This window comes from Streptomyces sp. CA-106110 (assembly GCF_050936285.1).
In the GTDB taxonomy this organism is placed as follows: Bacteria; Actinomycetota; Actinomycetes; order Streptomycetales; family Streptomycetaceae; genus Streptomyces.
Genome location: NZ_JBNJNB010000001.1, coordinates 7,340,537 through 7,366,300 on the forward strand (window position 1 = coordinate 7,340,537; position 25,764 = coordinate 7,366,300).

At 68.9% G+C, this 25,764-nt stretch carries 25 protein-coding genes; 16 read left to right on the top strand and 9 right to left on the bottom strand.

Annotated features, from left to right (window positions below; translation table 11 throughout):
- The first annotated feature begins 6 nt into the window (after window positions 1–6).
- Window positions 7–1,215 carry an imidazolonepropionase gene (hutI, locus tag ACQEXA_RS33915; protein ID WP_432928466.1) on the top strand — a complete coding sequence of 403 codons (1,209 nt, stop codon included), beginning with the start codon at window positions 7–9 and terminating at the stop codon, window positions 1,213–1,215.
- Between the two features lie 33 nt (window positions 1,216–1,248).
- Here the strand turns inward: hutI and ACQEXA_RS33920 are convergent, their stop codons facing one another.
- Window positions 1,249–2,826, bottom strand: coding sequence for a ricin-type beta-trefoil lectin domain protein (locus ACQEXA_RS33920; RefSeq protein ID WP_432928464.1), 1,578 nt, complete (start codon window positions 2,824–2,826; stop codon window positions 1,249–1,251).
- A gap of 236 nt (window positions 2,827–3,062) precedes the next feature.
- The gene (locus tag ACQEXA_RS33925) at window positions 3,063–4,001 is read right to left on the bottom strand and encodes an RNA polymerase sigma factor SigF (protein ID WP_432928462.1); all 939 of its coding nucleotides are present in this window, start codon (window positions 3,999–4,001) and stop codon (window positions 3,063–3,065) included.
- Between the two features lie 237 nt (window positions 4,002–4,238).
- On the opposite strand from ACQEXA_RS33925, the gene ACQEXA_RS33930 reads away from it, so the two are divergent.
- The 6 genes from ACQEXA_RS33930 (at window position 4,239) to ACQEXA_RS33955 (ending at window position 9,717) form a co-directional block, all read left to right on the top strand.
- Window positions 4,239–4,607 (top strand): STAS domain-containing protein, encoded by a 369-nt coding sequence (locus ACQEXA_RS33930; protein WP_432928460.1) that lies wholly within the window; start codon window positions 4,239–4,241, stop codon window positions 4,605–4,607.
- A 251-nt stretch (window positions 4,608–4,858) separates the two neighbouring features.
- Window positions 4,859–5,401, top strand: a complete 543-nt coding sequence (locus ACQEXA_RS33935; protein ID WP_432928458.1) for an ATP-binding protein — start codon at window positions 4,859–4,861, stop codon at window positions 5,399–5,401.
- Window positions 5,402–5,568: 167 nt separating this feature from the next.
- Window positions 5,569–6,249 (top strand): LPXTG cell wall anchor domain-containing protein, encoded by a 681-nt coding sequence (locus ACQEXA_RS33940; RefSeq protein WP_433131912.1) that lies wholly within the window; start codon window positions 5,569–5,571, stop codon window positions 6,247–6,249.
- A 92-nt stretch (window positions 6,250–6,341) separates the two neighbouring features.
- The gene (locus ACQEXA_RS33945) at window positions 6,342–7,289 is read left to right on the top strand and encodes a hypothetical protein (protein WP_432928454.1); all 948 of its coding nucleotides are present in this window, start codon (window positions 6,342–6,344) and stop codon (window positions 7,287–7,289) included.
- Window positions 7,286–8,362 carry a hypothetical protein gene (locus tag ACQEXA_RS33950; protein ID WP_432928452.1) on the top strand — a complete coding sequence of 359 codons (1,077 nt, stop codon included), beginning with the start codon at window positions 7,286–7,288 and terminating at the stop codon, window positions 8,360–8,362. The genes ACQEXA_RS33945 and ACQEXA_RS33950 overlap by 4 nt, the downstream gene beginning before the upstream one ends.
- Window positions 8,363–8,430: 68 nt before the next feature.
- On the top strand, window positions 8,431–9,717 hold the full coding sequence (locus ACQEXA_RS33955) for a hypothetical protein (RefSeq protein ID WP_432939219.1): 1,287 nt from the start codon (window positions 8,431–8,433) through the stop codon (window positions 9,715–9,717).
- 68 nt (window positions 9,718–9,785) lie between these two features.
- Here ACQEXA_RS33955 and ACQEXA_RS33960 read toward each other — a convergent pair whose 3' ends face one another.
- The gene (locus ACQEXA_RS33960; protein WP_432928450.1) at window positions 9,786–11,282 is read right to left on the bottom strand and encodes an oligopeptide:H+ symporter; all 1,497 of its coding nucleotides are present in this window, start codon (window positions 11,280–11,282) and stop codon (window positions 9,786–9,788) included.
- 564 nt (window positions 11,283–11,846) lie between these two features.
- On the opposite strand from ACQEXA_RS33960, the gene ACQEXA_RS33965 reads away from it, so the two are divergent.
- Both ACQEXA_RS33965 and ACQEXA_RS33970 read left to right on the top strand, forming a co-directional pair.
- The gene (locus tag ACQEXA_RS33965) at window positions 11,847–12,524 is read left to right on the top strand and encodes a response regulator transcription factor (RefSeq protein WP_359403468.1); all 678 of its coding nucleotides are present in this window, start codon (window positions 11,847–11,849) and stop codon (window positions 12,522–12,524) included.
- Window positions 12,525–12,739: 215 nt separating this feature from the next.
- Window positions 12,740–14,020 carry an ATP-binding protein gene (locus tag ACQEXA_RS33970; RefSeq protein ID WP_432928448.1) on the top strand — a complete coding sequence of 427 codons (1,281 nt, stop codon included), beginning with the start codon at window positions 12,740–12,742 and terminating at the stop codon, window positions 14,018–14,020.
- Window positions 14,021–14,388: 368 nt separating this feature from the next.
- Here the strand turns inward: ACQEXA_RS33970 and ACQEXA_RS33975 are convergent, their stop codons facing one another.
- The gene (locus tag ACQEXA_RS33975; protein ID WP_432928446.1) at window positions 14,389–14,931 is read right to left on the bottom strand and encodes a GtrA family protein; all 543 of its coding nucleotides are present in this window, start codon (window positions 14,929–14,931) and stop codon (window positions 14,389–14,391) included.
- A 251-nt stretch (window positions 14,932–15,182) separates the two neighbouring features.
- Between ACQEXA_RS33975 and ACQEXA_RS33980 the strand changes: the two genes are divergently transcribed.
- Genes ACQEXA_RS33980 through ACQEXA_RS33990 form a run of 3 tightly spaced genes read left to right on the top strand, consistent with a single transcriptional unit; the run spans window position 15,183 to window position 18,035 of the window.
- Complete coding sequence (locus ACQEXA_RS33980) at window positions 15,183–16,322, top strand: 5-(carboxyamino)imidazole ribonucleotide synthase (protein ID WP_432928444.1); 1,140 nt, start codon at window positions 15,183–15,185, stop codon at window positions 16,320–16,322.
- Window positions 16,319–16,846 carry a 5-(carboxyamino)imidazole ribonucleotide mutase gene (purE, locus tag ACQEXA_RS33985; RefSeq protein ID WP_432928442.1) on the top strand — a complete coding sequence of 176 codons (528 nt, stop codon included), beginning with the start codon at window positions 16,319–16,321 and terminating at the stop codon, window positions 16,844–16,846. Before ACQEXA_RS33980 ends, purE begins: the two co-directional genes overlap by 4 nt.
- A 4-nt stretch (window positions 16,847–16,850) precedes the next feature.
- Window positions 16,851–18,035 (top strand): dipeptidase, encoded by a 1,185-nt coding sequence (locus ACQEXA_RS33990; protein ID WP_359403453.1) that lies wholly within the window; start codon window positions 16,851–16,853, stop codon window positions 18,033–18,035.
- A 99-nt stretch (window positions 18,036–18,134) separates the two neighbouring features.
- Here the strand turns inward: ACQEXA_RS33990 and ACQEXA_RS33995 are convergent, their stop codons facing one another.
- A complete protein-coding gene (locus tag ACQEXA_RS33995; protein ID WP_359403450.1) occupies window positions 18,135–18,653 on the bottom strand; it encodes a CbrC family protein in 519 nt (172 codons plus the stop codon).
- 351 nt (window positions 18,654–19,004) lie between these two features.
- Window positions 19,005–19,178: a hypothetical protein gene (locus tag ACQEXA_RS34000; RefSeq protein ID WP_433131914.1), complete on the bottom strand. Its 174-nt coding sequence runs from the start codon at window positions 19,176–19,178 to the stop codon at window positions 19,005–19,007.
- A 482-nt stretch (window positions 19,179–19,660) separates the two neighbouring features.
- Between ACQEXA_RS34000 and ACQEXA_RS34005 the strand changes: the two genes are divergently transcribed.
- Window positions 19,661–19,882, top strand: a complete 222-nt coding sequence (locus tag ACQEXA_RS34005; protein WP_433131916.1) for a GntR family transcriptional regulator — start codon at window positions 19,661–19,663, stop codon at window positions 19,880–19,882.
- Window positions 19,883–20,284: 402 nt separating this feature from the next.
- A complete protein-coding gene (locus ACQEXA_RS34010; RefSeq protein WP_432926072.1) occupies window positions 20,285–21,745 on the top strand; it encodes an IS1380 family transposase in 1,461 nt (486 codons plus the stop codon).
- A gap of 151 nt (window positions 21,746–21,896) precedes the next feature.
- On the opposite strand, the gene ACQEXA_RS34015 is transcribed toward ACQEXA_RS34010, so the two are convergent.
- Entirely contained in the window at window positions 21,897–22,217 is a 321-nt protein-coding gene (locus ACQEXA_RS34015) for a hypothetical protein (protein WP_433131918.1), read from the bottom strand.
- Between the two features lie 106 nt (window positions 22,218–22,323).
- On the bottom strand, window positions 22,324–22,482 hold the full coding sequence (locus ACQEXA_RS34020) for a helix-turn-helix domain-containing protein (RefSeq protein WP_433134681.1): 159 nt from the start codon (window positions 22,480–22,482) through the stop codon (window positions 22,324–22,326).
- A gap of 143 nt (window positions 22,483–22,625) precedes the next feature.
- Between ACQEXA_RS34020 and ACQEXA_RS34025 the strand changes: the two genes are divergently transcribed.
- The gene (locus tag ACQEXA_RS34025) at window positions 22,626–23,159 is read left to right on the top strand and encodes a hypothetical protein (protein WP_433131920.1); all 534 of its coding nucleotides are present in this window, start codon (window positions 22,626–22,628) and stop codon (window positions 23,157–23,159) included.
- A gap of 21 nt (window positions 23,160–23,180) precedes the next feature.
- Window positions 23,181–24,356 carry a tyrosine-type recombinase/integrase gene (locus ACQEXA_RS34030; RefSeq protein WP_433131922.1) on the top strand — a complete coding sequence of 392 codons (1,176 nt, stop codon included), beginning with the start codon at window positions 23,181–23,183 and terminating at the stop codon, window positions 24,354–24,356.
- Between the two features lie 197 nt (window positions 24,357–24,553).
- Here ACQEXA_RS34030 and ACQEXA_RS34035 read toward each other — a convergent pair whose 3' ends face one another.
- On the bottom strand, window positions 24,554–25,711 hold the full coding sequence (locus tag ACQEXA_RS34035) for an acyl-CoA dehydrogenase (RefSeq protein ID WP_433131923.1): 1,158 nt from the start codon (window positions 25,709–25,711) through the stop codon (window positions 24,554–24,556).
- Between the last annotated feature and the right edge of the window lie 53 nt (window positions 25,712–25,764).

Genomic DNA, 25,764 nt, shown 5'->3' on the forward strand with positions numbered 1-25,764 from the left:
GAAACCATGAGCAGCACGGTCATCACGAACATCGCCAGCCTGGTCACCAACGATCCCTCCCTCGGACGGGGGTCCCCCGGCTCGGGTACATCCGAGAACGGGGGAGCCTCCCCCCTCGGACTGATCCAGGACGCGGCCGTCGTCATCGACGGCGACCGCGTCGCCTGGATCGGTGAGTCAAGCCAAGCACCCGCCACTGACAACCGGGTCGACGCGGGCGGCCGGGCGGTGATCCCGGGCTTCGTGGACTCCCACTCGCACCTCGTCTTCGCGGGCGACCGCACGCAGGAGTTCAACGCCCGTATGTCGGGCCGCAGCTACTCGGCGGGCGGCATCCGGACCACGGTGGCCGCGACCCGGGCGGCGACGGACGCGGACCTCGAGGCCAATCTCGTCCGCTACCTCGACGAGGCCCTCCGCCAGGGCACCACCACGTTCGAGACGAAGTCCGGCTACGGCCTGACGGTCGAGGACGAGGCGCGCGCCCTGCGCATCGCCTCCGCGCACACGGACGAGGTCACCTATCTCGGTGCCCATGTCGTCTCCCCGGACCACGCCGACGACCCGGCCGCGTACGTGGCGCTGGTCACCGGCGAGATGCTCGACGCGTGCGCCCCGTACGCCCGGTGGATCGACGTCTTCTGCGAGAAGGGCGCCTTCGACGGCGACCAGGCCCGCGCGATCCTGACCGCCGGCAAGGAGAAGGGCCTGCACCCGCGCATCCACGCCAACCAGCTCTCGTACGGTCCCGGTGTGCAGCTCGCCGTCGAACTCGACGCGGCCAGCGCCGATCACTGCACGCATCTGACGGACGCCGACGTGGACGCGCTCGCCAACGGCCGGACGGTCGCCACGCTTCTGCCCGGCGCCGAGTTCTCGACCCGCGCGCAGTGGCCCGACGCCCGCCGTCTGCTGGACGCGGGGGTGACGGTGGCCCTGTCGACGGACTGCAACCCGGGTTCGTCCTTCACGTCCTCGGTACCGTTCTGCATCGCACTGGCCGTCCGGGACATGCACATGACCCCCGACGAGGCGGTCTGGTCGGCCACGGCGGGAGGGGCCGAGGCCCTGCGCCGCACGGACATCGGCCGCCTCACCCCGGGGGCGTACGCGGACCTGGCGATCCTCGACGCCCCGAGCCATGTCCACCTGGCGTACCGGCCGGGGGTACCGCTGGTCACCGAGGTGTGGCGGCGCGGCAGGCGCGTGGTCTGACCGGGCGCGCGCCCCGGCCGCTGCCGCCGTCGGTCAGGGGGCGCCCGCCCGCCACCGCTGGTCCGCGCCTCCGGTCAGCGGGTCCAGCGACAGGCTGTCGTCGTCGTGCGCGGTGAGCGCCGTCTCGATGGCGATGGCCGGGCGGATGACACCGTCGCTGCCCACGGCGAACTTGAGGTTCTGGCCGTTGGAGCCGTAGACCGAGTGGCAGGTCCAGATGCCGACGCCGTTGTAGACGGAGCCGCGGCTGTCCAGGCAGTAGTCGGGGTCAGCCGCGGACTGCACGACACCGCGTTCCGAGTCGACGCGCCACCGCTGGCTCGGGGAGGACGTGCAGCGGACCATGACCACGTCCGTGCCGTTGTCGAAGTCTCCGGCGACCTCCAGGCACAGACCCGAGGCGGTGTTCACCATCTGGGCGAAGGAGCCGTTCGGCGCGTGCGCCGTCGGGGTCGGCTTCGGCGACGGCTTCGGCGGCTTCGAAGTCCGCGAGGGAGAAGGCGACTTGCGGGTCGGCGTGGGTGTGGGGGTGGGGGAGGCCGTCGGCGACGTGGAAGGGTGCACCGAGACCGTCGCGGTGACCGTCACCGCCGGCGGGACGCCTGGAGGGCTGACGGAGGCGCCGGCCGCGCTCTGGTCCGGTGAGCCACCCGAGGACAGCAGGAAGATCACCAGCGGCGCCAGTGCCAGTCCGAGAACCGTGGAGGCCAGCGCGAGCCGGCGGTTCTGCGGCCAGGCGGGCCGCCCTGTCGCGGCCGTGACGCCGAGCGGCTCGCTCGTGCCGTTCCCGATGTACGCCGTGCCGCCCCATGGCAACAGGCCATCGGCCAGCGTGCCGCGCGGGTTCTCCCGCAGAGCGGTGAGTTCTTCGTAGGCGGCCGTGCAGTACGCGCAGTGCGCCATATGGGCGTGCAGATCGGCGCTGTAACGGGGGCTGTCCGGCCGTACCGACTCCTCGATCAGCCGCCGGAAGTCGCCGCAGCGCGGATCGTCGGATGCGGCGAGGCGCATTCTCAGACAGGCCTGCACCATGGACTGGAGGGCCTGTCCGACGCCGTATTCGACGTCCTGGAGCCGGAGACCGAGGAAACCTGCCGTCCTCGCCGCGGGCTCCTGTTCCACGAGGCCGTACCAGATCAGGCCCTGGGTGCGGGACGGAAGGGACTGGAACGCCGCGAGCATCGGCGGGACGGGACCCTTCGGCCCGGCTGTGTTCAGCACCAGGAGCAGACCGGGGTCGAGGCCCGCGGCCCGCTCGTCGGCGGCCCAGGACAGCGCCAGCCCGGCGGTCAGCAGCAGGAGCCGGTGCCGCCAGGGGACGCCCGGGTCGACGCCGCGCGCCGTTTCGCGGGCCGCCGCGGTGAAGGCCTGTCCGGCCAGCTGCCGCGCGACCGTTTCGCTCGTGGTGCACAGCCGTGCGTAGGCGAGAACCGGGGCCCGATGGCGGGCGCGCAGTTCCTGCAGTGCCGTGTACGAGGTCGCGGTGTCCGCCCGCAGCAACTCGGTGAGCCGTGTGTCGGACGGACCCGTGGGTGTCTCACCCCTGTCGTCCGCCGCGGATGTCCCGCCCGCGGCTTCGGCCTCGTTGCCCGTCCCGTCGGACCGAGCCATCCACCTGCCTCCTCGCACCCGCGCGGCGCAGTTCGCCGCTCCGCTGACTTACCGGCCAGTTTGGGGGTGACCCATAGTGGAGGACTGTGGCCCGCGGGGAAAGAGGTTTCCCCTGGTAACCAAGAGGTGGAAGTGAGTCCGTGACATGCGTCCGGGGATGTCCTGGCGGGTCCTCAACATGCGTCCGTCCGGCGCCGATTGGGGCGCCGGACGGAGACATCACATCAGGTGGGCCGTCACTCCTCGACCGTGAGACCCTTCCGCAGCCGTCCCAGGGTTCGGGTCAGCAGACGGGACACATGCATCTGCGAGATGCCGAGTTCCTCGCCGATCTCCGACTGCGTCATGTTGGCGACGAAGCGCAGAGACAGGATCTTGCGGTCGCGCGGCGTGAGTTCGGCGATCAGCGGCTTCAGCGACTCGATGTACTCGATGCCCTCGAGCCCGTTGTCCTCGTAGCCGATGCGGTCCGAGAGCGCGCCTTCGGAGTCGTCCTCCTCGGGCTGGGCGTCGAGGGAGCTCGCGGTGTAGGCGTTGGAGGCCGCCATGCCCTCGACGACCTCGTCGTTCGAGATGCCGAGGCGCTCCGCCAGCTCGGTCACCGTGGGTGCGCGATCGAGCTTCTGGGCGAGTTCGTCGCTGGCCTTGGCCAGGTCGAGGCGGAGTTCCTGGAGCCGGCGCGGGACCCGCACCGACCACGAGGTGTCGCGGAAGAAGCGCTTGATCTCGCCGATGATCGTCGGCATCGCGAAGGTGGGGAACTCCACACCGCGGCTGAGTTCGAAGCGGTCGATGGCCTTGATCAGGCCGATCGTGCCGACCTGGATGATGTCCTCCATCGGCTCGCTGCGCGTGCGGAAGCGGGAGGCGGCGAACTTCACCAGGGCCAGGTTCAGTTCGACGAGCGTGTTGCGTACGTACGAATATTCGTGCGTGCCTTCTTCGAGCGACTCCAGCCGTTCGAAGAGCGTCTTGGAAAGGGCCCGCGCGTCCACCGCTCCCACCTCGTCGTACGGGGGGATCTCCGGGAGGCCGTACAGGCCGTCGGGCTCGGAGAGACCGTCGAAGCGGGCGAGGTCATGGGTGCCGTCGTGATCCGGTCGTTCCAGGGGGGTTGTCGACGTCGCCCTCTGGGTCTGCGATGCGTCGAGCCGGGGTGACATGATGTCCTCCATCGTTCTCGGCATATGGCTGCCGATGCCAACTACTGCACTGCGGTGTGCGGCGCCTCCGAAGCCGGCCGTGTCGAATGGCTGTCCTCCTAGCCCTACCTGCTTTCGCGAGTCGACCGCAAGTGCTTTCTGTGGTGAAATGTCCGAATTGGAAGGGTTGTTCGGGTGTTGAGAGCCGTATGGAAGGCGTAGTGTTCGAGAGCGTCCACCAACAGGCACGAAGGTCGGGAGAGAGACGGCATGGACCGCGGGACGGTCGGCAGCGCACAGTCGGGCCGGCTTCTGGTCGAGGTGCGGCAGGAGGGCACGAGCGCCGTCGTGACCCCGGCGGGTGAGCTGGATCACCACACCGCCGATCTGCTGCGCGAGCCACTCGAGGACTGCCTCGCGAAGGGGTTCGCGCGCCTTGTCGTGGACTGTTCACGGCTGGAGTTCTGTGACTCCACCGGGCTGAACGTGCTGCTCGCCGCCCGGCTGAAGGCCGAGGCCGCGGGCGGCGGTGTCCATCTGGCGGGAATGCTGCCCGTCGTGGCCCGGGTCTTCGAGATCACCGGGGCGGACGCCGTCTTCGCCGTCCACGACACGCTGGACGCGGCTCTGGCCGAGTAGAGCGGGTCGGGGGGCCCAGATGTCACTGTGTGACCGGTGCGTTACGCGCGTCACAGTTTCCCGGCCGAATCCATGGGTGTTCCAGCGGCCCGGTCGGGCAGGAGACATGCTGAATATGTCGGCAGCCAGGGCGAAAGCCGCACAAGGAGAGCCCCCGTACGAACAGCGCAAGCAACTACCGGCGGTGACCCCCGTCGGCCCCGTACTGAGTCTTGAATCGTGAACTGGTGAATCGGTGAGGTGAAGCGCTGATGAGCACCACCCGGCCCTACTCGCCGGGCGACCGCGGCCCCGAGCCCAGCGACGCTTCCGGAACGCCCGCGCAGGGTCCGTCCGCCGGGGGCGCCTCCTCGGGCACACCCGAGGAGGGGGCGTCACCCCCGGGCCGGCAGATGCGCAGGATGAGCTTCGAGGGAGAGAGCGGCGTCGTCCCGCTTGCCCGCGACTTCACCCGCCAGGCGCTCTACGCATGGGGCTGGCTGCCCGCCGGCAGCGCCGACCAGCGTGCCGCGGCCGAGGATGTGCTCCTCGTCGTCTCCGAGCTCGTCACCAACGCGTGTCTGCACGCCGAGGGGCCGGAGGAGCTGTGGATCTCGTGTGACAGGAAGGTGCTGCGCATCGAGGTCTCCGACCGCGGTGCGGGCCAGCCCACACCGCGCACCCCGCATCGCGCCGGCCGCCCCGGAGGGCACGGGATGTTCATCGTGCAGCGGCTCTGCCTCGACTGGGGGGTCGTGCGTTCGCCGGGGGTCGCGGGCAAGAGAGTGTGGGCGGAGCTCGGCGCTCCCGCCTAGCGCTACCGTCGGTCACCGCAGTTCGAACCCTCCTTCGCACATCACTCCCGACATCACTTCCCGCACACCGGATCGCCATGGATCCGGTGCGCACTGTGTCTTCCCTCTGCAGGGCCCCGGGCGTACCTTGACGGCCGATCTGATGTGCCGTCAGGAATGAGGGGACCGTGTCGTACCACAAGCGAACCGTCGCGGGCGCGTCCGCCGCTGCCCTGGCCGGCTCGGCGGTGCTGCTGACCGCCCCCGTGGCCCGGGCCGAGGTCGTCGACGTCAACTACCAGTGCAAGACGCCGATCGGCGCCAAGAGCGCCGTCTCGCCCATCGACATCAAGGGCGTCAAGAACGGCAGCGCCTACAGGATCACGATGTCCTGGCAGAAGGGCGTCTCCTCCAGCCCGGTCGAACTGGGCAAGGGCGCGATGAACCCGAGCGCGACCATCGATCTGGGCGGCGCCGAGAGCGGCACCATGTCGGTGACGGGCCCGGCCAACCAGGCGGCCATCCCGGCCAACACCCCGATCAAGATCAACGACTTGAGCGGGACGTACACCCCGAAGAAGACCGGCAAGGTCACCTTCACCGCCGGTGTGCTCACCATCAAGGCGCTCGGCACGACGACCACGTGCACGCCCGCCGGCCATCCGGGGCCGTCGCTGACCCTCGACGTCACGGCGGCGGGCGGTGGCTCCGCGGGCTCGGCCCCGAGCGGGGACTCAGCCGGGCAGCTTCCGCAGACCGGCCCCGAGGACTCCGCGATCGCCCTGGGCACCTTCGGCGGGACGGTCCTGCTCGCGGGTGCGGCCGGTGTGCTCTGGCTGACACGCCGGAACCAGACGGTACGCCGCTGAGGCGTACCCCGGTCCCGTACCCGCCGCCCACCCGTCCACCGTCCCTGCGAAGCGCTGCGCGCACCTCCCCCCTTTCGCCCCGGGAGCCGCCGATGCCGTACCTCCGCCACGTCCTCCGCCTCTCCGTCGCCGCCCTGGCACTGCTGGGTCTCGCGCCCGGCGCGAGCGCCGACGGCGGGTGGTCCCTGGCGCCCGCGACGGGCGGCGCGGGCGGGCGGCCGTACGTCTACGCGGAGGGGGAGCCGGGATCGGTCCTGCAGGACGCGGTGTCGGTGCTCAATCCGGGCCGCGGGCCGCTGACCGTCCGGCTGAGCGGGGCCGACGCCGGCGACACCACGCAGACCGGCTCCACGGCGCGTACGAGGCCCGTGGAGGCCGGAGCGTGGCTCAGGTTCGCGCGGACGACAGGAGGGCGCAGGGTCGCCGCGCACACGATCTCGGTCACGGTCCCCGCCCGCACCCGTGCCGACGTGCCGTTCTCGGTGACGGTGCCCACGGACGCAGCCCCCGGCGACCATGCGGCCGCGATCCTGGCGAGCGCGGACGGCCGCACGTCCGCGGTCCGTCTCCGGCTGCGCGTGCGGGGACCCGCGTTGTCCGCGGTGACCGTCGAGCACGTGCGGGTGCACGGCGGACGCATCGCGTACGAGCTGGTCAACCGCGGCACCACCGTGCTCGCCCCGAGGCTCGCGGTACATGCCGACGGGGTCCTCGGCCCGGTCCTCGACCGTGCCCCGCGGGCGCTGCCCCTCGAACTGCCTCCGGGCCACCGGGTCCGGCTCACCGAACCCTGGCCGCACCACCCGGTGTTCGACTCCGTGAAGGTGCGACTCACCGTCACGGCGGCGGGCGCGGCGCCCGGTTCGGCGTCCGCGTCGGCATGGTTCGTGCCCTGGGGGGCGCTGGCCGGGACGGCCGCCGGGCTGCTCGCGGCCCTGGGCGCCGGTGTCGTCGTACGGCATCGCGGGCGCCGCCCGGCGGACCGCGAGACGGACGACCGGACGCGTACGGACGCCGAGTTGACGGGAGCGGTGACGTGAAGGGGCGGATCCTGGCGCTGGTGGCGGCCCTCGTGCTCGTCCTCGCGCCCCTGTCGGCACCCGCCTGGGGCGCGGACAAACCGGCGGTCGAACTGTCCGCGTCCCAAGCCGGGACGGGGGGTTCGATCACCGTGAGCGGCAGCGGGTGGCGGCCCAGGACCCTGCTGATAATCCTGATCTGCGGGCGGTCCGTGCCCTCCCGGGGGGTGATCGGCGGCACCAACTCCTGCGCCAACGCGGACGGAAAGGCCGTCACGACCGACACCCAGGGCGCCTTCCGCAGACAGCTGCCGGTGGCCGAGCCCCCTGTGCCGTGCCCCTGTGTGGTGCACGTCGCCACCGTCACCGGGGCGAAGGCGGACGTCGACGCGATCTTCCAGGTCGCGGGCCACCCCGTGGAGCCGCTGCCCGCCGAGCCCGCCACCGGGCGCCTCGCGGTGCTGACGGACACCCGCCTGGACGGCACCAGCGGTCTGCTGACCTGGTTCGGGGCACCGCCCGCCCGCACGCTCGTCTTCACCGTGGGCAACGTCGGCTCCTCGCCGGTCAAGGACCCCGTCTTCCGGGTCGGCACCGCCCACGGCGTGTTCGCCCCGCAGTGGGACGAACAGCAGTGGCACGGCACCGTCGCGCCGGGGCACAAAGCGCGCATCGAGCTGCCGGTGGAGCTGTCGGCGGGGGCCCACGGCGACTACACGGTCTCGCTGGAGTACGGCGGCAAGGTCCTCGCGGAACAACCGTGGGGCGTCGGCCGCCCCTGGGGCGTGACCCTCTTCTGGATCCTGCTCTGCCTGGTCGTCCCGGCCGCAGTCTTCCGCATCGGCATGGCCGTCGTGGACCGGGTGAGGCCGCGCGGAACGGCGAGGCACACGGCAGGCCGACGGACTCTGCGGCTCCCCCCACTCACCCTGCGCAAGCCGGGGCCGGACGTCTCCTCGCCCGCCCCGGCCACCTCCGGCACTTCGGCCCTGCCGTGGTTCACCCCGGACACCGGTCCGGGTACCGCGGTGAACGGTCGGCTCTCCGCACCGCAACAGAACAGTCCGACGACCCCGACGAAGGGAAACACGTGAGCGCGCAACGGAGAGCCCTGGCGGCAGGGGGCAGGAACAGGAGGGCGGGCGCGGCCGGTCTGGCGCTGATGCTGGGCGGGGCGGGTGTCCTGCTCGGTGTGGCGGCCGCACCCGCACAGGCCGCCGAGGTGGCCTACAAGACCGAGTGCATCCCGCCCGCGATCTCGGGCCTGCCGCCGGTCGAGGGCACCACCAAGGTGCAGATGACGGCGCCCGCCGAGGCGAAGGTGGGCGACGAGGTGACCGTCACCTGGAAGTTCGTGCAGGCCGCCGCCAGGAACCCCGATGTGCTCGACCTGGACAAGGACACCGTCAAGCCCACGGGGACGCTGAAGGCGGGCGGCGCACAGACCGCGGACATCGCGATGGAGGGCCCGCGGTCGAACCCCGCGATCCCGAAGAACAGCGACATGAAGCTGTCCGACATGACGGGCAAGGTGAAGCTGACCGCGGCCGGAGAGGTGACGCTCACACCGGACGCGTACAACGTCAACGTCAGCAAGCCCATCTCGACCGACACCAAGTGCACGCCGAAGGAGACGGTGCAGCCGGCGGCGACCATCAAGGTGACCGACGGCGGTGGCTCGGGCGGGCAGCCGACGATCAACCCCACCTTGCCGACGAACTTGCCGACAAACCTGCCGACCGGCCTGCCCACCGGCTCCTCCCCGTCCACCTCCACACCGACGGCGAGCGCGAGCGAGACCGGCGGGAACGGCGGTGACTCCGGCACCGGCGGGCAGAGCGACTTCACCGGCAAGGAGGTCCAGGTCCCGTACGCCTGCAAGACGCCCATCGGCGACAAGAACGCCACGTCACCGGTGCAGATCAACGCCAAGAAGGACGGCGGGAACTTCGCTCTCACGGTCCAGTTCAAGAAGTCGGTGATGAACAGCCCCGCGGACATCCCCAAGGGCTCGGTCAAACCGTCGATGGAGGTCGTGCTGGGCGGCGCGGACAAGGGCACGGTCCATGTCGAGGGCCCGGTGAACGCGAACGACATCAAGTCGGGCGACCCGATCGAGATCCCGGACCTGACGGGCACCTACAAGCCGGGGGCGAGCGGGCAGTCGACGCTGTCGCCCGGTGTGCTGACCATCAAGGCCCTCGGTACGACCACGACCTGCACGCCGACGAAGACCGAGGTGTCGCTGACCCTCGACACCTCGCAGCAGCCGGGCGGGGCGTCCGGCGGCACGTCGACGTCCGGAGGGACCTCCGCGGGAACCTCGGGCGGTCTGGCACAGACGGGCGCGGAGGACCACGGCGCCCTGAAGGCGCTGGGCCTGGTGGCCGGGACGGCGATCCTGCTGGGCGGGGCGGTCTTCACGTTCCTGCCCCGGCGCGCCCGCTGACCCGGGTGAACGGCGGAGGGCCGCCGCACCCCATGGGTGCGGCGGCCCTCCGGAAGCCGGGACCGACATCAGTGCACGTCGCCCATGAGTTCCTTGACCTTCTTGCGGTACATCACCACCGCGACACCCGCGAGCACGGCGATCGCGGCCTCCAGGGTCACGATGCCCGTCGTGTTCAGGTCGACACCCGCGATGGAGAGCAGACCGGTCGTGGCGTCACCGGCGGTGACGGCCAGGAACCAGACACCCATCATCTGGGAGGCGTACTTCGCCGGGGCCATCTTCGTGGTGACGGAGAGGCCGACCGGGGACAGCGTCAGCTCACCGACGGTCTGCACGAAGTAGATCGCGACCAGCCACAGCGCCGCGGCCTTGTGGCCGCCGTCGGCGATCCCCAGCGGGGCGAGGAACAGGAAGAAGGACGCACCGATCAGGACCAGACCCGAGGCGAACTTCACCGCCGTGCTCGGCTCCTTGCCGCGCCGGTTCAGCGCCAGCCACATCCAGGCGAAGACCGGGGCCAGCGCCATGATCATGACCGGGTTGACCGACTGGTACCAGGAGACGGGGAAGTCCCAGCCGAAGATCGTGTTCTTGGCCGAGGAGTCGGCGAAGATCGACAGGGTCGAGCCACCCTGGTCGTAGATCATCCAGAACACGGCGGCGGCCACGAAGAACCAGATGTAGGCGGTCATCTTGGACTGCTCGACGCGGTCCAGGTCCTTGTCCCGCTTGATCCGCGCGATCACCATGATCGGAATGACCAGACCGGCGACGGTGATCGGGACCAGCAGCCAGTTCAGCGTGTAGACACCGGAGAAGCCGACGATCGCGTAGAAGACGACCGCGATGGCCGCCCAGATCGCCGACTTGCGCAGCGTCGAGGCCTTCTCCGCGGCGGTCAGCGGCGTCGGGACCTCCTTCGAGCGCTGGCTCAGGTGACGGCCGCCGAGCAGGTACTGGCCGAGGCCGAGCGCCATGCCGAGCGCGGCGAGCGCGAAGCCCAGGTGCCAGTTGACGTTCTCACCGACGGTGCCGATGACCAGCGGCGCGGCGAAGGCGCCCAGGTTGATGCCGACGTAGAAGATCGTGAAGCCACCGTCGCGGCGCGCGTCGTCCGGGCCCTCGTAGAGGTGGCCGACCATCGTCGAGATGTTGGCCTTCAGCAGACCCGAGCCGATGGCGACGAGGCCGAGACCGGCGTAGAACGTGCCGGCCGACGGCAGGGCCAGGGTGAGGTGGCCCAGCATGATGACGAAGCCGGCCACGGCGACCGTCTTGCGCGGGCCGAGGACGCGGTCGGCGAACCAGCCGCCCGGCAGGGCGAGCAGGTACACGAGCGACACGTACACCGAGTAGATCGCGGTCGCGGTGGCCGCGTTCAGGTGCAGGCCGCCGGGGGCGACCAGGTACAGCGGGAGCAGGGCCCTCATGCCGTAGTAGGAGAACCTCTCCCACATCTCGGTCATGAAGAGAGTGGCCAGTCCGCGGGGGTGGCCGAAGAAGGTCTTCTCGGAACCGGGGGTGCCCGGGCGGACCGAGTCCTTCGTCAGGCTGGACGCCATGGTCGTTCCTTGCTGTCGGGGCGTGCACGTGGGGTCCCCTGCTCGATCGAGGCCGAGGCTCGGGGGTCGCATGCCCGATGGGGCGGCCGGCACCGGCGGGATCGGTCGTCCACCTCACGCCCACGAGGTGTCCGCTCCAGGTCACGGAGCGGCGGACGTCGACCACCGGGATCCACGCCTCTACGCGCGTCAACACGCCGAGGCCCGGCCACAGGTCATTCCTTCGAAGGCTGGAGGGGGACCAGCCCGCACGCGAAAAAGACCTTCAGCGTCATGTATCCGCCAAAGGTCCCTCATGGTGCTACAGGCGTTTCGGTCACCATACGTCATCGCACTGCCGGACATGAAAGGACTTGAGACGCGGATCACAGGTGATGCAGGAACCGCAAGGAGCATTCCAAGGCGCACACGGCGGGCGGGCCTCTGACACGAAAAGGCTGACTCCGCTCCGTGATCACGGACGGCGCGGGCGCATCATGGCAGCCGAAGGTAAGAATCCGCTTGCGGTGATCACACCTGCGATCACACCTCTGCTCCTGTCGTCGGCGGACTACCATCACCCCCATGACCCGTGTACTGCTCGCCGAGGACGACGCGTCCATCTCGGAGCCGCTGGCCCGTGCCCTGCGCCGGGAGGGTTACGAGGTCGAAGTGCGCGAAGACGGACCCACCGCGCTCGACGCCGGCATGCAGGGCGGTGTCGACCTTGTCGTGCTCGACCTCGGGCTCCCCGGCATGGACGGCCTGGAGGTGGCCCGTCGGCTGCGCGCCGAGGGCCACACCGTGCCGATCCTCATCCTGACCGCGCGTGCCGACGAGGTGGACACCGTCGTCGGCCTCGACGCGGGCGCCGACGACTACGTCACCAAGCCCTTCCGGCTCGCCGAGCTGCTCGCCCGGGTCCGGGCGCTGCTGCGGCGCGGCTCCAGCGAGCCGTCGCAGCCGCCGGCCACGCACGGGGTGCGCATCGACGTCGAGTCGCACCGGGCGTGGATGGGCGACGAGGAGCTGCAGCTGACCGCCAAGGAGTTCGACCTGCTGCGCGTCCTCGTCCGGGACGCGGGCCGGGTCGTCACCCGCGACCAGCTGATGCGCGAGGTCTGGGACACGACGTGGTGGTCGTCGACCAAGACCCTGGACATGCACATCTCCTGGCTGCGCAAGAAGCTGGGCGACGACGCGGCGAACCCGCGGTACATCGCGACGGTACGGGGCGTGGGCTTCCGCTTCGAGAAGAACTAGGCGCTGCCGGGCAGCCCGGCCGAAGGCGTCCGCGGCGCGCAGGCGCTACGCGTGTCACACCGCGACGGTCCGTGCGGTGCGGACCGTGCGACCGCGCGCCGTCGACGGCCGGTCGCGCGGTTCCCCGCGCCCTTCGGTGCATGCCTCCCCACCACGGGGTGCCGACCGTGCCCGAGGCACACTGGTCGTCGTAAAGCCACCGCCCGGAGGGCCCCGTGCGTCGTCGTCTCATCCAGTCCACCCTCGCGGTCGTCCTTGTGGTCATCGCCGTCTTCGGGGTCTCCCTCGTGATCGTCGAGACCCGGACGATCAGCAACAGCGCCCAGGAGCGCGTCGACTCGGAGGCACTGCGGCTCGCCAGCATCGTGGACAGCCGGCTCCTCGGCGACGAGAAGGTCACTCCCCCGGTCTTCAAGGCCCAGGTCACCGGTGACAGGTACGCGGTGATCGACATTCCCGGCCAGCCTGTCATCCAGGTCGGTGTCAAGCCCACGGGTGACGTGATCCACTCCACCGCCAAGGGCGAGGAGGGCGAGACCGTCCGCGTCGAGGAACCCCGCTCCGCGGTCACCCGGGAAGTCGGCCGTACGCTGCTGATCATCGCCCTGGTCGCCCTGCTCGCGATCATCGCCGCGGTGCTGCTCGCCGTGCGTCAGGCCAATCGCCTCGCCTCCCCGCTCACCGATCTCGCCGAGACCGCGGAGCGCCTCGGCTCCGGTGATCCGCGACCTCGTCACAAGCGCTACGGCGTCCCCGAGCTGGACCGGGTCGCCGACGTCCTCGACTCCTCGGCGGAGCGGATCGCGCGCATGCTCACGGCCGAGCGGCGGCTGGCGGCCGACGCCTCCCACCAGCTGCGCACGCCCCTCACCGCGCTCTCCATGCGCTTGGAGGAGATCACCCTCACCGACGACCCGGACACGGTGAAGGATGAGGCGACCATCGCGCTCACCCAGGTGGAGCGGCTCACGGACGTCGTGGAACGGCTGCTCACCAACGCCCGGGACCCGCGTACCGGGTCCGCCGTCTCCTTCGACCTCGACGAGGTCATCCAGCAGCAGCTCGCCGAGTGGCGCCCCGCCTATCGCAGTGCGGGCCGAGCGATCGTCAGTTCCGGGAAACGGCATCTGCGGGCGGTGGGGACCCCGGGGGCGGTCGCCCAGGTGCTGGCCGCGCTGATCGAGAACTCCCTCATGCACGGCGGCGGCACGGTCGCCCTGCGCACCCGCGTGACCGGCAACCAGGCGGTGGTGGAGGTCACCGACGAAGGCCCGGGCGTGCCCACGGAACTGGGCTCCCGCATCTTCGAGCGCACGATCAGCGGCCGCAACTCCACGGGCATCGGCCTTGCGGTCGCCCGTGACCTCGCGGAGGCCGACGGAGGCCGACTGGAGATGCTTCAGGTCAAGCCACCGGTCTTCGGCCTGTTCCTGTCCCGCACGCCGCTTCGGGTGCCCCCGACGGACGACGACGGGACGGAGTCGACGGTCCGGTAGGGGGCGCCGACGGGCGGTGGGGGAGCGGTATTGCCGCGGCAGGTGCCGGATACGCCACGGGGGCCCGCTGGGCGGGCGGTGTGATGGCTTGCGCGCGGGGGTGGCCGGGCGGCCATGGGCCGGGATCTGCGGGGCCGGCTGGTGTCCGTACAGGGTCGGGGTCAGGGTGCGTAGCGGAGGGCCTGGCGGGGCTCGGAAGGGACGCCGAGCGGGGCTGGGACGCGCGGGTCAGGGCGGTCCGGGAAGCGTGCGAGGCCCGGCAAGCGGTCCGGGGGACGTGGCGTCGTCGGTGGCCCGGTGGGTCAGGCGGTGGGTGGCCGAGAGGCCGGAGGCTTGCCCGTGAGGGTGTGCGTGGGGTGATGGCCCGTTCAGCGGTTGACGCGCTGCTGGTGGCGGCGCTGGCGCTCCGCCGCCTCGAGTATCGACTCCGCTCCGGCCACGGCCTCACCGGCCGGCAGCGCCTTGAAGACCCAGGAGCGGTACGACCAGAAGCGGAACAGCGTGCCCAGGCCGATGCCGAGGAACTTGAAGATGTTGCTCTGCAGCGGGCTGTCCCAGCCGAACCCGTACGTCGCCACGTACAGCACGCCGTTCTCGATCACCAGGCCCGCCGCGCTGAACACCAGGAACAGCGTCATCTCACGGGTACGGCCGCTCTTGTCCCGGTCCCGGTAGGTGAAGTAGCGGAACCCGATGTAGTTGAAGATGATCGCGACGATCGTGGCGACGATGCTGGCTCGGACCACCTGGAGACCGGTGATGTGCCGCACCAGGTTGAACACGAGGAGGTTGACCAGCAACCCCGCGCCGCCGACCGCGCCGAACTTGGCGATCTCGCGCATCAGCTGATCGAACCGCCGGCGCACAGTGCTCTCAGGTTTGACCTTCAGGCCTGTGGAACCACTGCCCATCGCGTTGCCAGCCCCCGTCGCTCGTCCTGATCGGTCGTGTCGGTCCATCGCATCGGCCGGTCGGCAGGTTGCGCCGAGCGGTTCCGTCAACCCCGCCATGCTAACCAGCGGCCGTGAGCCCTGCCCGTGGACCAGTTCATGAGGACGGAAAGAAAGCTCTCACCAGCAGTGTCCCCAGTCGCCTCACACAGCCCACACAGGGCGAAAAGGACAGAAACCGGCTGCGACGGCGCGGCCGATACCCTGGGTGCGTGACATTCCCGGTAGTCGGCATGGTCGGCGGTGGCCAGCTCGCTCGTATGACCCACGAGGCGGGCATCCCGCTCGGCATCAGGTTCAAGCTCCTCAGTGACACCCCTCAGGACTCCGCGGCGCAGGTCGTCAATGACGTCGTCATCGGCGACTACCGCGACCTGGAGACGCTGCGGGCCTTCGCGCGGGGCTGTGACGTGATCACCTTCGATCACGAGCACGTGCCCACCGAGCACCTGCGGGCCCTGGAGGCGGACGGCATCCCCGTGCGCCCCGGCCCGGCGGCGCTCGTGCACGCTCAGGACAAGGGCGTGATGCGCGCGAAGCTCGACGCGATCGGGGTGCCCTGCCCGCGCCACCGGATCGTGAGCGATCCGGAGGACGTCGCCGCCTTCGCGGCGGAGGGCGACGGTTTCCCGGTGGTCCTGAAGACCGTCCGGGGCGGCTACGACGGCAAGGGCGTGTGGGTCGTGCGGTCCGCCGAGGAGGCCGCCGAGCCGTTCCGCGCCGGTGTGCCCGTCCTCGCCGAGGAGAAGGTCGACTTCGTACGGGAGCTGGCCGCCAACGTCGTACGGTCGCCGCACGGCCAGGCCGTGGCCTACCCCGTGGTCGAGTCGCAGCAGGTCAACGGGGTCTGCGACACCGTGATCGCTCCGGCTCCCTGCCTCGAGGACGAGCTGGCGCTCAAGGCCGAGGAACTGGCGCTGACGATCGCCAAGGAACTCGGCGTCGTCGGTCACCTCGCCGTCGAGCTGTTCCAGACCCGCGACGGCCGCATCCTCGTCAACGAGCTCGCGATGCGCCCGCACAACTCGGGTCACTGGACCCAGGACGGCTCGATCACCTCGCAGTTCGCCAACCACGTCCGGGCGGTCCTCGATCTGCCGCTCGGCGACCCGCGTCCGCGCGCCAAGTGGACCGTGATGGTGAACGTGCTGGGCGGCGACTACCCCGACATGTACTCCGCGTACCTGCACTGCATGGCCCGCGACCCCCAGCTCAAGATCCACATGTACGGCAAGGACGTGAAGCCCGGTCGCAAGGTCGGGCACGTCAACACCTACGGCGACGACCTGGACGACGTGCTGGAGCGCGCCCGTCACGCTGCCGGCTACCTGAGAGGCACCATCACCGAATGAGCCCTGTTGTTGGCATCGTCATGGGGTCGGATTCCGACTGGCCCGTCATGGAGGCCGCCGCCAAGGCCCTCGACGAGTTCGAGATCGAGTACGAGGTCGACGTCGTCTCCGCGCACCGCATGCCGCGCGAGATGATCACGTACGGCGAGCACGCCGCGGACCGCGGTCTGAAGGTGATCATCGCGGGGGCCGGCGGTGCCGCGCACCTGCCCGGCATGCTCGCCTCCGTCACCCCGCTGCCCGTCATCGGCGTCCCCGTCCCGCTGAAGTACCTGGACGGCATGGACTCGCTGATGTCGATCGTGCAGATGCCCGCCGGTGTGCCGGTGGCGACGGTCTCGGTGGGCGGTGCCCGCAACGCAGGGCTGCTCGCGGCGCGCATCCTGGCCGCGCACGACGAGGAACTCCTCGGGCGGATGCGGGACTTCCAGCAGGACCTGCGCGACCAGGCCGTCGAGAAGGGCAAGCGCCTGCGCTCCAAGGTCGAGGGATCGGCGGGCTTCGGCTTCGGCTCGGGGAAGTGACGCGATGACTCCGCCTTCCCTGGAGGCAGCCCGGGAGCTGCTCCGTGAGTTCCCGGTCGTCGACGGGCACAACGACCTGCCGTGGGCGCTGCGGGAGCAGGTCGGCTACGACCTGGCCGCCCGCGACATCGCCCACCACCAGAACGAGCACCTGCACACCGACCTGCCGCGGCTTCGCGAGGGCGGGGTCGGCGCGCAGTTCTGGTCGGTGTACGTGCGCAGCGATCTGCCCGACCCGGTGCCCGCGACACTCGAACAGATCGACTGCGTACGGCAGTTGACCGAGCGCTATCCGTCTGACCTGCGCCGGGCGCTGACCGCGGCCGACATGGAGGCGGCGCGCGCGGACGGCCGCATAGCGTCCCTCATGGGCGCGGAGGGCGGCCACTCGATCGCGAATTCCCTCGGCACCCTGCGCGGGCTGTACGAGCTGGGCGTGCGGTACATGACCCTCACCCACAACGACAACGTCGCCTGGGCGGACTCGGCGACCGACCGGCCGGTGGCGGGCGGCCTCTCGAACTTCGGCCGTGAGGTCGTGCGCGAGATGAACCGCCTCGGCATGCTGGTCGACCTCTCGCACGTGGCGGTGACGACGATGCGGGACGCGCTGGACACCACGGACTCGCCCGTGATCTTCTCGCACTCCTCCGCCCGCGCGGTGTGCGACCACCCGCGCAACATCCCCGACGACATCCTCGAGCGCCTGCCCGCCAACGGCGGGGTGGCGATGGTGACGTTCGTGCCGAAGTTCGTGCTCCAGGGCGCGGTCGACTGGACGGTCGCGGCGGACGAGAACATGCGCGCGCACGGCTTCCACCACCTCGACACGACCCCGCAGGCGATGAAGGTCCACCGGGCCTTCGAGGAGCGGCATCCGCGCCCGGTCGCCACGGTCTCGACGGTCGCCGACCACCTGGACCACATGCGCGAGGCGGCGGGCGTCGACCACCTCGGCATCGGTGGCGACTACGACGGCACGGCCTTCACTCCGGACGGACTCGGCGATGTCTCGGGTTACCCGAACCTGATCGCCGAACTGCTCGACCGCGGCTGGTCCACGTCCGACCTGGCCAAGCTGACCTGGCAGAACGCGGTACGGGTGGTGGGCGCGGCCGAGGACGTGGCCCGCGACCTCCAGGGCAAGCGCAGCCCTTCGAACGCGAAGCTGGAAGAGCTGGACCGCTGAACCGACGGGCGCGCGCCGTGGCCCGCGCCTGACTCACGCCGTCGGTGGGGTGCGGATCCGTTCCGGGCAACCGGTGCGGATCCGCACCCCACCGGGCCGTCAGGTGAAGTCGGCGTACGCCAGGTGCTTCGCACAGGTGCGGCAGCGGAACAGATACGCGGTGGGCTGTCCGTCGGCGTCCAGGGACGCGAAGAACGTCTCGCCGAGGGTCTCGCGGAGGCTCTCCGCGGCGTCCGGGTGGTCCCTGAGCTCCTTGGTGCCCGCACGGCCGAGATAGGTCGCCGCGTCCCCGCAGTGCGTCAGCCAGCGCTCCTGCTGCCAGCCGGAGAAGCCCGGGGTGCGCCGCTCCACGGTGTGGACCACCGACCTCGGTGCCTCACCCGTCACCTCGGTGAACTGCGCCTCGAAGCGCTCCGCCGCGCTGCCGTCCGCGATGCACCAGGGGCACAGCTCGGCGCGGATGTCCGCGACCGCGTAGACGGGGCCCACGTACACATACCCGCGCCGGAGCCCGCAGCACAGGCACTCGGTGTCCCCGGTGACCACCGAGCCGGTGGCCAGGGGGTCCGGGTGGTACGGGAAGGACGGCAGCTCCGCCGTTGTCGCCGGATCGTTCATGTCCCCACCCTGCCGTATCAAGGAAAGGGGCACCCCTGAGGGTGCCCCGGAACCTCCCGCGCGTTGCCGCAACCGGCCGCGCGCTACGGCAGGTTGCGCGCCATGACGATCCGCTGGACCTGGTTCGTGCCCTCGTAGATCTGGGTGGTTAGCGGAGCTTGAGGCCGTGAGCAGCGGATACGACTCCCGTGGCTACCTCAGCCCAGGATTCCCCCATGATCGACGTTGTGCGTGGAACCTGAGAAACGACAAAACCCCCGGTCACGGGACCGGGGGTTAGTCAGGGTGACTACTGTACTTCTGCCGTCGCAGCCACCCTTGCCGCTGCGCTTGCTCAGGGCGCAGCGGAGCTCACCAGCGCTCCTCAAGCCACCAGCGCTGAAGGGGATAGGTCTGCTGAGGCGTCTTCTTGCAGGGCTTGACGTGCAGGAAGACAGTGCAGCCGGCCGCGGATGCGCCAGGGTTGTCGTACGTCTCGTGTTCCTCATCATCCGCGATCTGATCTAGACAGCGTGCACAGATCATCTACGGCCCTCCCTGATGAGGCGCCTGAGCGCCACGCCTGTCTCACACCGACCAGCGTCATCTACGCACTGTTCGCAGTAGGGCGCATGGTCGTGCAGCGCCCGAAGCGCTGCCTTGCTTGCGCACGGGCGACAGCCCCTTGGGAATGCGGTGACGTGGCTGTCCAGAACCCTGATACGCCGTTCCCCTATATCTACGGCTGTCTCAGCAGTGAGGTGCATTCCGCACCACACACAAGAAGCGCCACGCTGCTGAGCCTCGCTCAAGGCGCCAACGTCCGGAAGCGGCAGTGCCGCCCTCCCCCAGACAGGGGCGGTATCTGTAATCTCTGCCATGTCGACTCCATCCAGTCGTCCATGCCCCCGGACCTCTTGCCAGGTCGCGGGGGTCCTTCTTTGGTGTAACCGATACGCACCGATACACATCATGGCACGGCATGACCTAGATCGGCAGACCATGACAGGTGGATTTACGGTCTGGTCATGGAGTACGAGCCGACGCGCTACGTGTGGGAACAGGTGGCCGAAGCCGTTGCCGCGGAGATCTCCTCTGGCAAGCTGCCCAAGGGTGCGCGCCTGCCAGGAGTCGCCAACATGGCTGCGCAATACGGCGTAGCGCCGGCAACGGCGCGGAGGGCAGTGCGGGAGCTTCGGGAGCGAGGTCTAGTCAAGACGCTCCCGAACAAGGGGACATTCGTTCTCTAGTCAGGCTGCGACCAACGCAGCCTGGATGCGCTGAGCGCGCCTCTGACCAATCCCAAGCTCCGATTGCAGCCGTCGCAGAGACGGCTTCTCTCCAAGTGCAGTCGCCTTCTCAATCAAGTCTTCATCGGATGCAAGTACGGTCACGGATGCAGCCTTGGGTGCAGCCGACTTGGCTGGCTTGGGTGCAGCCGTAGACGGCTGCGTAAGAGGCTGCGAAGCCATCTGAGTGGCTTCCTCTGTCATCGCCTCTATGGGCGCCTCAGGCGCGCTCTCAGGAGCCTTTGACCTCATGTATTCAGCTATGAAGTGGAACTGACGCCTTGACAGCAGAAGGGTGCCTCTCACCTGCGATGATCTGGATTGCCTAGATCAAGAACGTCGCGGGGAAGAGGCACCCGGAAGGTGAAGAGTACCCGCTGGGACCACCGGCTCGGCGTGCGGGCCGACGACCGCAACCTCGTGGGGCACGCCGGCGTCGTGCTCCTGCGCAGGATCGCTGACAAGACCGGACTGACCACGGCCCTGGCCCGAGCCCTGCCCCAGGGAACCGGGCCGGGCTGGCGTGACCGCGGCGAGGCCCTGGTCATGCTCGCCTGCGCGATCATGCTCGGCGCCACCAACGTCCTGGAGGCCGAGCAACTCCAGCACCACTGGCGGCGATTGTTCCCGCGCCCGATCTCAGACAGCACCCTGCGCCGCGCCCTGGAGGCGATCGACGGCCCGGTGGCGGCGCGGGTTGAGCGCGTCCGCGCTGCGATACGACGCGTGGTGTGGACGATGCTCGCCCTGCGCCCCGGGGGCTTTCCCTGGATCTCGGTGTGCGGGCGGGAGCTGGCCGGCTGGTACGTCCTGGATCTCGACGCGACCATCGTGACCTGCAGCAGCCGAAAGGAGGGGGCGGCCGGCACGTTCAAAGGCAGCTATGGGCATCATCCGCTGGGGGCGTGGGTGGCCAATACCCGCGAGTGCGCGGCGATGCTACTGCGGTGTGGCAACGCCGCCGCCAACGACGTCGCCGACCACAAGAGCGTCCTGGCCGCAGCTCTGCGCCAGCTACCGCTGCCCATATGGTCGAAGCTGCTGATCCGGATCGACGGTGCGGCCTTCAGTCACGCCCTCCTCGAGCACCTGCAGGCGCTGACCACCAGCCGGCGCCGCGTGCGCTGGGTGACCGGCTGGGCGATCAACACCGCGGACGAGCGGGCGATCGCGCTGCTGCCCGAGCAGGTGTGGACTTGCGCGCTGCGGCAGGACGGCCAGGTGCACGAGATCAAGGGCCCCGACGGCGAGTGGCTGTCTTACCAGGTCGCCGAGCTGACCGGGGTGCGCGACCTGACCGGCTGGCCCGAGGGGATGCGGCTGATCGTGCGCCGGGTAAAACCCTCGCGCCGGGATGCGAAGAAGCTGACCGCCTTCGAGAAGCGCACCGGCTGGCGCTACCAGATCATCGCCACCAACATCCCCGCCCACCACGGGCTTTCCGGGGTGCCAGCCTCCGGGCAGATGTGGTTCGTCGATGCCTTGTATCGCGATCACGCTGAGGTGGAGGACCGCGTGAAAGCAATCAAGCGGGTCGGGCTCGCCCTGCTGCCCTCGAAGTCCTGGCAGCTCAACGCCGCCTGGATCCTGGCCGCCGCCCTCGCGGCAGACCTCGACGCCTGGATGCGACTCCTCCTCCTGCATGACGAGCCGGAGCTGGCCGGTGCCGAGCCGGAGACGATCCGGATGAAGCTGTACCACCTGCCCGCCCGCCTCACCGCCCATGCCCGCCGACGCACCCTCCACCTCGACCGCACCTGGCCATGGGCGGCCGCGTTCGCCACCGCCTGGCAGCGCACCACCGAACTCCCGGCCGCCCCCTGACGGCTGGTCACCACCCCGACGAGGACCAGGAAGGAGAAGACCCGCACCACCCTCGGGTCCGTGGAACCCGACGCCCCCGCAGCGTCATGCGACGGCCCACCCCGACACGGCACGGGACATAACGGGCAGACAGCCGCCCATGGCGAGGCCGTCACGCCGCAGAACAATCGAGGTCGATGACGTAGCGTCGGGTGAAGTCCCGCAGCGCATCGACGTCCCAGACCGAGCGGTCCAGCAGATGCTGCTGCCCCCACGGCTCGGCGTCGCCGCCGTACTCGGCAAGCTGCCAGCCATTCTTGCGTGACACCGGGGAGAGCAGGCCGCGGATGCACCGCGCGGCCCGCATCCGCAGATCCGCCCGCGGGAAGATCCCGCCAACCTCCACCAGCAGGTTCTCCAACTGATCGGAGAACTCCTCGGCCCGCTCCCGATCGGCGATCTCCGGCATAATGTCCAGTAACTCCGCCTTCATACAAGGCAGTTACCCCCACACGATGACCGAGGAACTACAGCGGGGCCGCTGATCTCCAACTGAAGGGTTAGGGTGCCCGCCCTGGCGGCTCTCGTTGTGTTCCTGTCTAGCGCGCCTCTTGCGCGTCTATCCACTTCTCAAGCTCTGTGCGCCGGCACTTGAGCTTCTGGCCGATCTTCTTAAATGGGATCCCCTGAGACTTCCATTCCCCGTATACCCAAGACTTAGGAACGTCCAGGTGCGCGGACACGTCGTCAACGGACATCAACTTCTCTGCCAAGTAGGCGCCTCCTTCGGTTGGCTTCGGCCCGTTGCGGGCCGCTTGAGCAGCATCATGAACGTCTACAACCACTCATGTCAACCGGTTCGGCAGACCGGTTGTGCCGTCCGGACTGCTACGCTAGTCTCATGGCGAACGACGAAGGAACAACGCCGCAGGTCATCAAGCAAGAGCTAGGTGCATGGGTCGTTGAGATGGTCTGGCCGGCAGACGCCGTGTCAGGTGGGCCGCGAGAGATGCGCATCGTCCCGAGCGAGGAAGCCACAGATGCGGAGGTCGCTCGGGGAGTCTCTACGACAGTCCTACGCAACATCGATCTTTCTTGGGCTACTACTCAGGCAACATCACTTAATCCCAACTTGCCCGAAAAGGATCGGATACTTGCCCATCGTAGGAGCGTGAGCAAGCTCTATGAATGGCGTGATGAAGGGCTGTCAGAGCGGTACCTAGCCGCTCTGGCGATGGAATACGTAGTTCTGTCTGAGAACGGGATTCGCGGGCCGCTAGGAGAGATTGCGGAGCTTCTGGATAAGCCGCGGAATACGCTCAAGACTCATCTAGCGCAGGCACGTAGGAAAGGGCTTTTGGAGACTACGCCTGGGAAGCCTGGCGGAACGGTCACCGAAAAGGCGTTGGAGATCGTCAGAAGGAATCCTGACTGATCGAAGCAAAGGGGAGGGGCAATGGCACGAGCTTGGGTAGCACGATCGAAAGACGATCCGAAGAAGTGGACTGCCTTTTGGTATGACCCTGACGGCAAACAACGTCAGAAGAGCTTCGACACGAAGAAGCGTGCGGATGACCACCGTAAACGCAAAGAGCAAGAGCTAGACGCGGGTACGTACCTGGATGACAAGCTTGGGAAGCAAGCTGTCACGGCAGTGTGGGAGCAGTGGACGAATCAGCGAAAGCTGACCAACAGCACGAAGAAGCAGTATCGCTCGATCCTCAACACGACCATCGAGCCTTTCTTCAAGGCTCGCTCTATCGTCTCGCTCAAAGTTGCGGACATTGAGCAATGGCTGTTGTGGATGGAGACAGACAGGAATCTGACCGCGCGTACGCGACGGCAACGGTTCTCCTACTTCTCCGGAATGATGGAATGGGCTGTTGTCAATGAGATCATCGGCCGCAATCCATGTAAGAGCGTCAAGGGCGCAGGGAACCGAAGTAGAGAGATCAGGGAGCAGAAGACGAAGGCGCGTCGCCTGACGACGCGTGAAGTTCTGGCAACCCTGGAAGGCTGTCCGGCCCGCTACCGCGCGATGCTGTGGCTCATGGCAGGCTGCGGCCTTCGTATCGGGGAGGCCATGGCCGTATCTCGTGATCAGATCGACTTCAAGGCCGAGACGCTACGCGTTGACTTCCAAATCGCTGAAGATGGCGAGTCTGAGTCAGGGAAGAACAGTGCCATCCAGCGCCGGCACATCAAGGCACGCGAGGAAGAAGAGCCGGGGCGCTCTGTGCCGCTACCGCCTAACGTCGCCTTCGAGCTTCGTCGGCACTTGAAGAACCACGGCGTTTGGGGTCCTGAGAGTCTGCTCTTCCCGAACGTCAGCCGTTCGGGATACCTGTACGCCTCCTACTTCTATCCAAAGATCTGGACGGAAGCGCTGAAGCAGGGCGGAGTCTCCTACTGCAAGCCCCATGAGCTGCGGCACTACTACGGCTCTCGCCTGTTGTACGCGGGCGTACCAGAGAACGACGTAGCTGACTGGATGGGGCACAGCAGCACTGACGTGCTGCGCGACCACTATCACTACATCTTCGAAGGTGCGGAGCAACGCGGCAGGGCAGCCATCGCGTCGATGTTGACCCCTGGCGCAGACGATCCGACAGAGCAAGCCAGCGTAGCTTGACCGAGCATGACTGAGGCCCCTGGCGTCTGCCAGGGGCCTCTTTGTTTTGGCTGATCAGAGCACGTATCGGCGCCTGTAGCGCCTCAGGATTCCCCCAGTATGAGGGGCAGGAACGGCCCGAAACGGGCCGAAGAGAAGCGAAGTCTCTACGACCCGTCAGGGGCGCCCAAAACTGCGTCTGATCTGCGAAAACGCAGCTAGGGCAGGTTCCTGGCCATGACGACCCTCTGAACTTGATTCGTACCCTCATAAATCTGGGTGATCTTCGCGTCGCGCATCATGCGCTCGACCGGGTAGTCGCGGGTGTAGCCGTAGCCGCCGAGCAGCTGGACGGCGTCCGTGGTGACCTCCATCGCCACGTCCGAGGCGAAGCACTTGGCGGCGGCGCCCTGGAAGGTCAGGTCGCTGTCGCCGCGCTCCGACTTGGCCGCGGCCGCGTACGTCAGCTGACGGGCCGCCTCGATCTTCATCGCCATGTCGGCGAGCATGAACTGGATGCCCTGGAAGTCGGCGATCGGCTTGCCGAACTGCTTGCGCTCCTTGACGTAGCCCTTGGCGTAGTCGAAGGCGCCCTGGGCGACACCGAGGGCCTGGGCGGCGATGGTGATGCGGGTGTGGTCGAGCGTGCGCATCGCCGTGGCGAAGCCGGTGCCCTCCTCGCCGATCATGCGGTCGGCCGGAATGCGGACGTTGTCGAAGTAGACCTCGCGGGTGGGGGAGCCCTTGATGCCGAGCTTCTTCTCCGGGGCGCCGAAGGAGACACCCGGGTCGGACTTCTCGACGACGAAGGCCGATATGCCCCTGGAGCGCTTCTCGGGGTCGGTCACCGCCATCACCGTGTAGTACTCGGAGACGCCCGCGTTGGTGATCCAGCGCTTCACGCCGTTGAGGACCCAGTCGTCGCCGTCGCGGACCGCCTTGGTCTTCATGCCGGCCGCGTCCGAGCCCGCCTCGGGCTCGGACAGGCAGTACGAGAACATCGCGTCGCCCTTGGCGAGCGGACCCAGGTACTTCTTCTTCAGCTCCTCGGAGCCGGAGAGGATCACCGGGAGGGAGCCGAGCTTGTTCACGGCGGGGATCAGCGAGGACGACACGCAGGCGCGCGCCACCTCCTCGATCACGATCACGGTGGCGAGGGCGTCCGCGCCCGCGCCGCCGTACTCCTCGGGGACGTGCACCGCGTGCAGGTCGTTCGCGACGAGTGCCTCCAGCGCCTCCTGCGGGAAGCGGGCCTCCTCGTCCACCGCGGCGGCGTACGGCGCGATCTTCGCCTCGGCCAGCGAGCGGATGGCGTCGCGGAGCATGTCGTGCTCCTCGGACGGGCGGTACAGGTCGAATTCAGCCGATCCGGCCAAGGTCTCTCACGCTCCAAAACGCTGCGATGCCGACGCTAATTACCGTTAAGTAA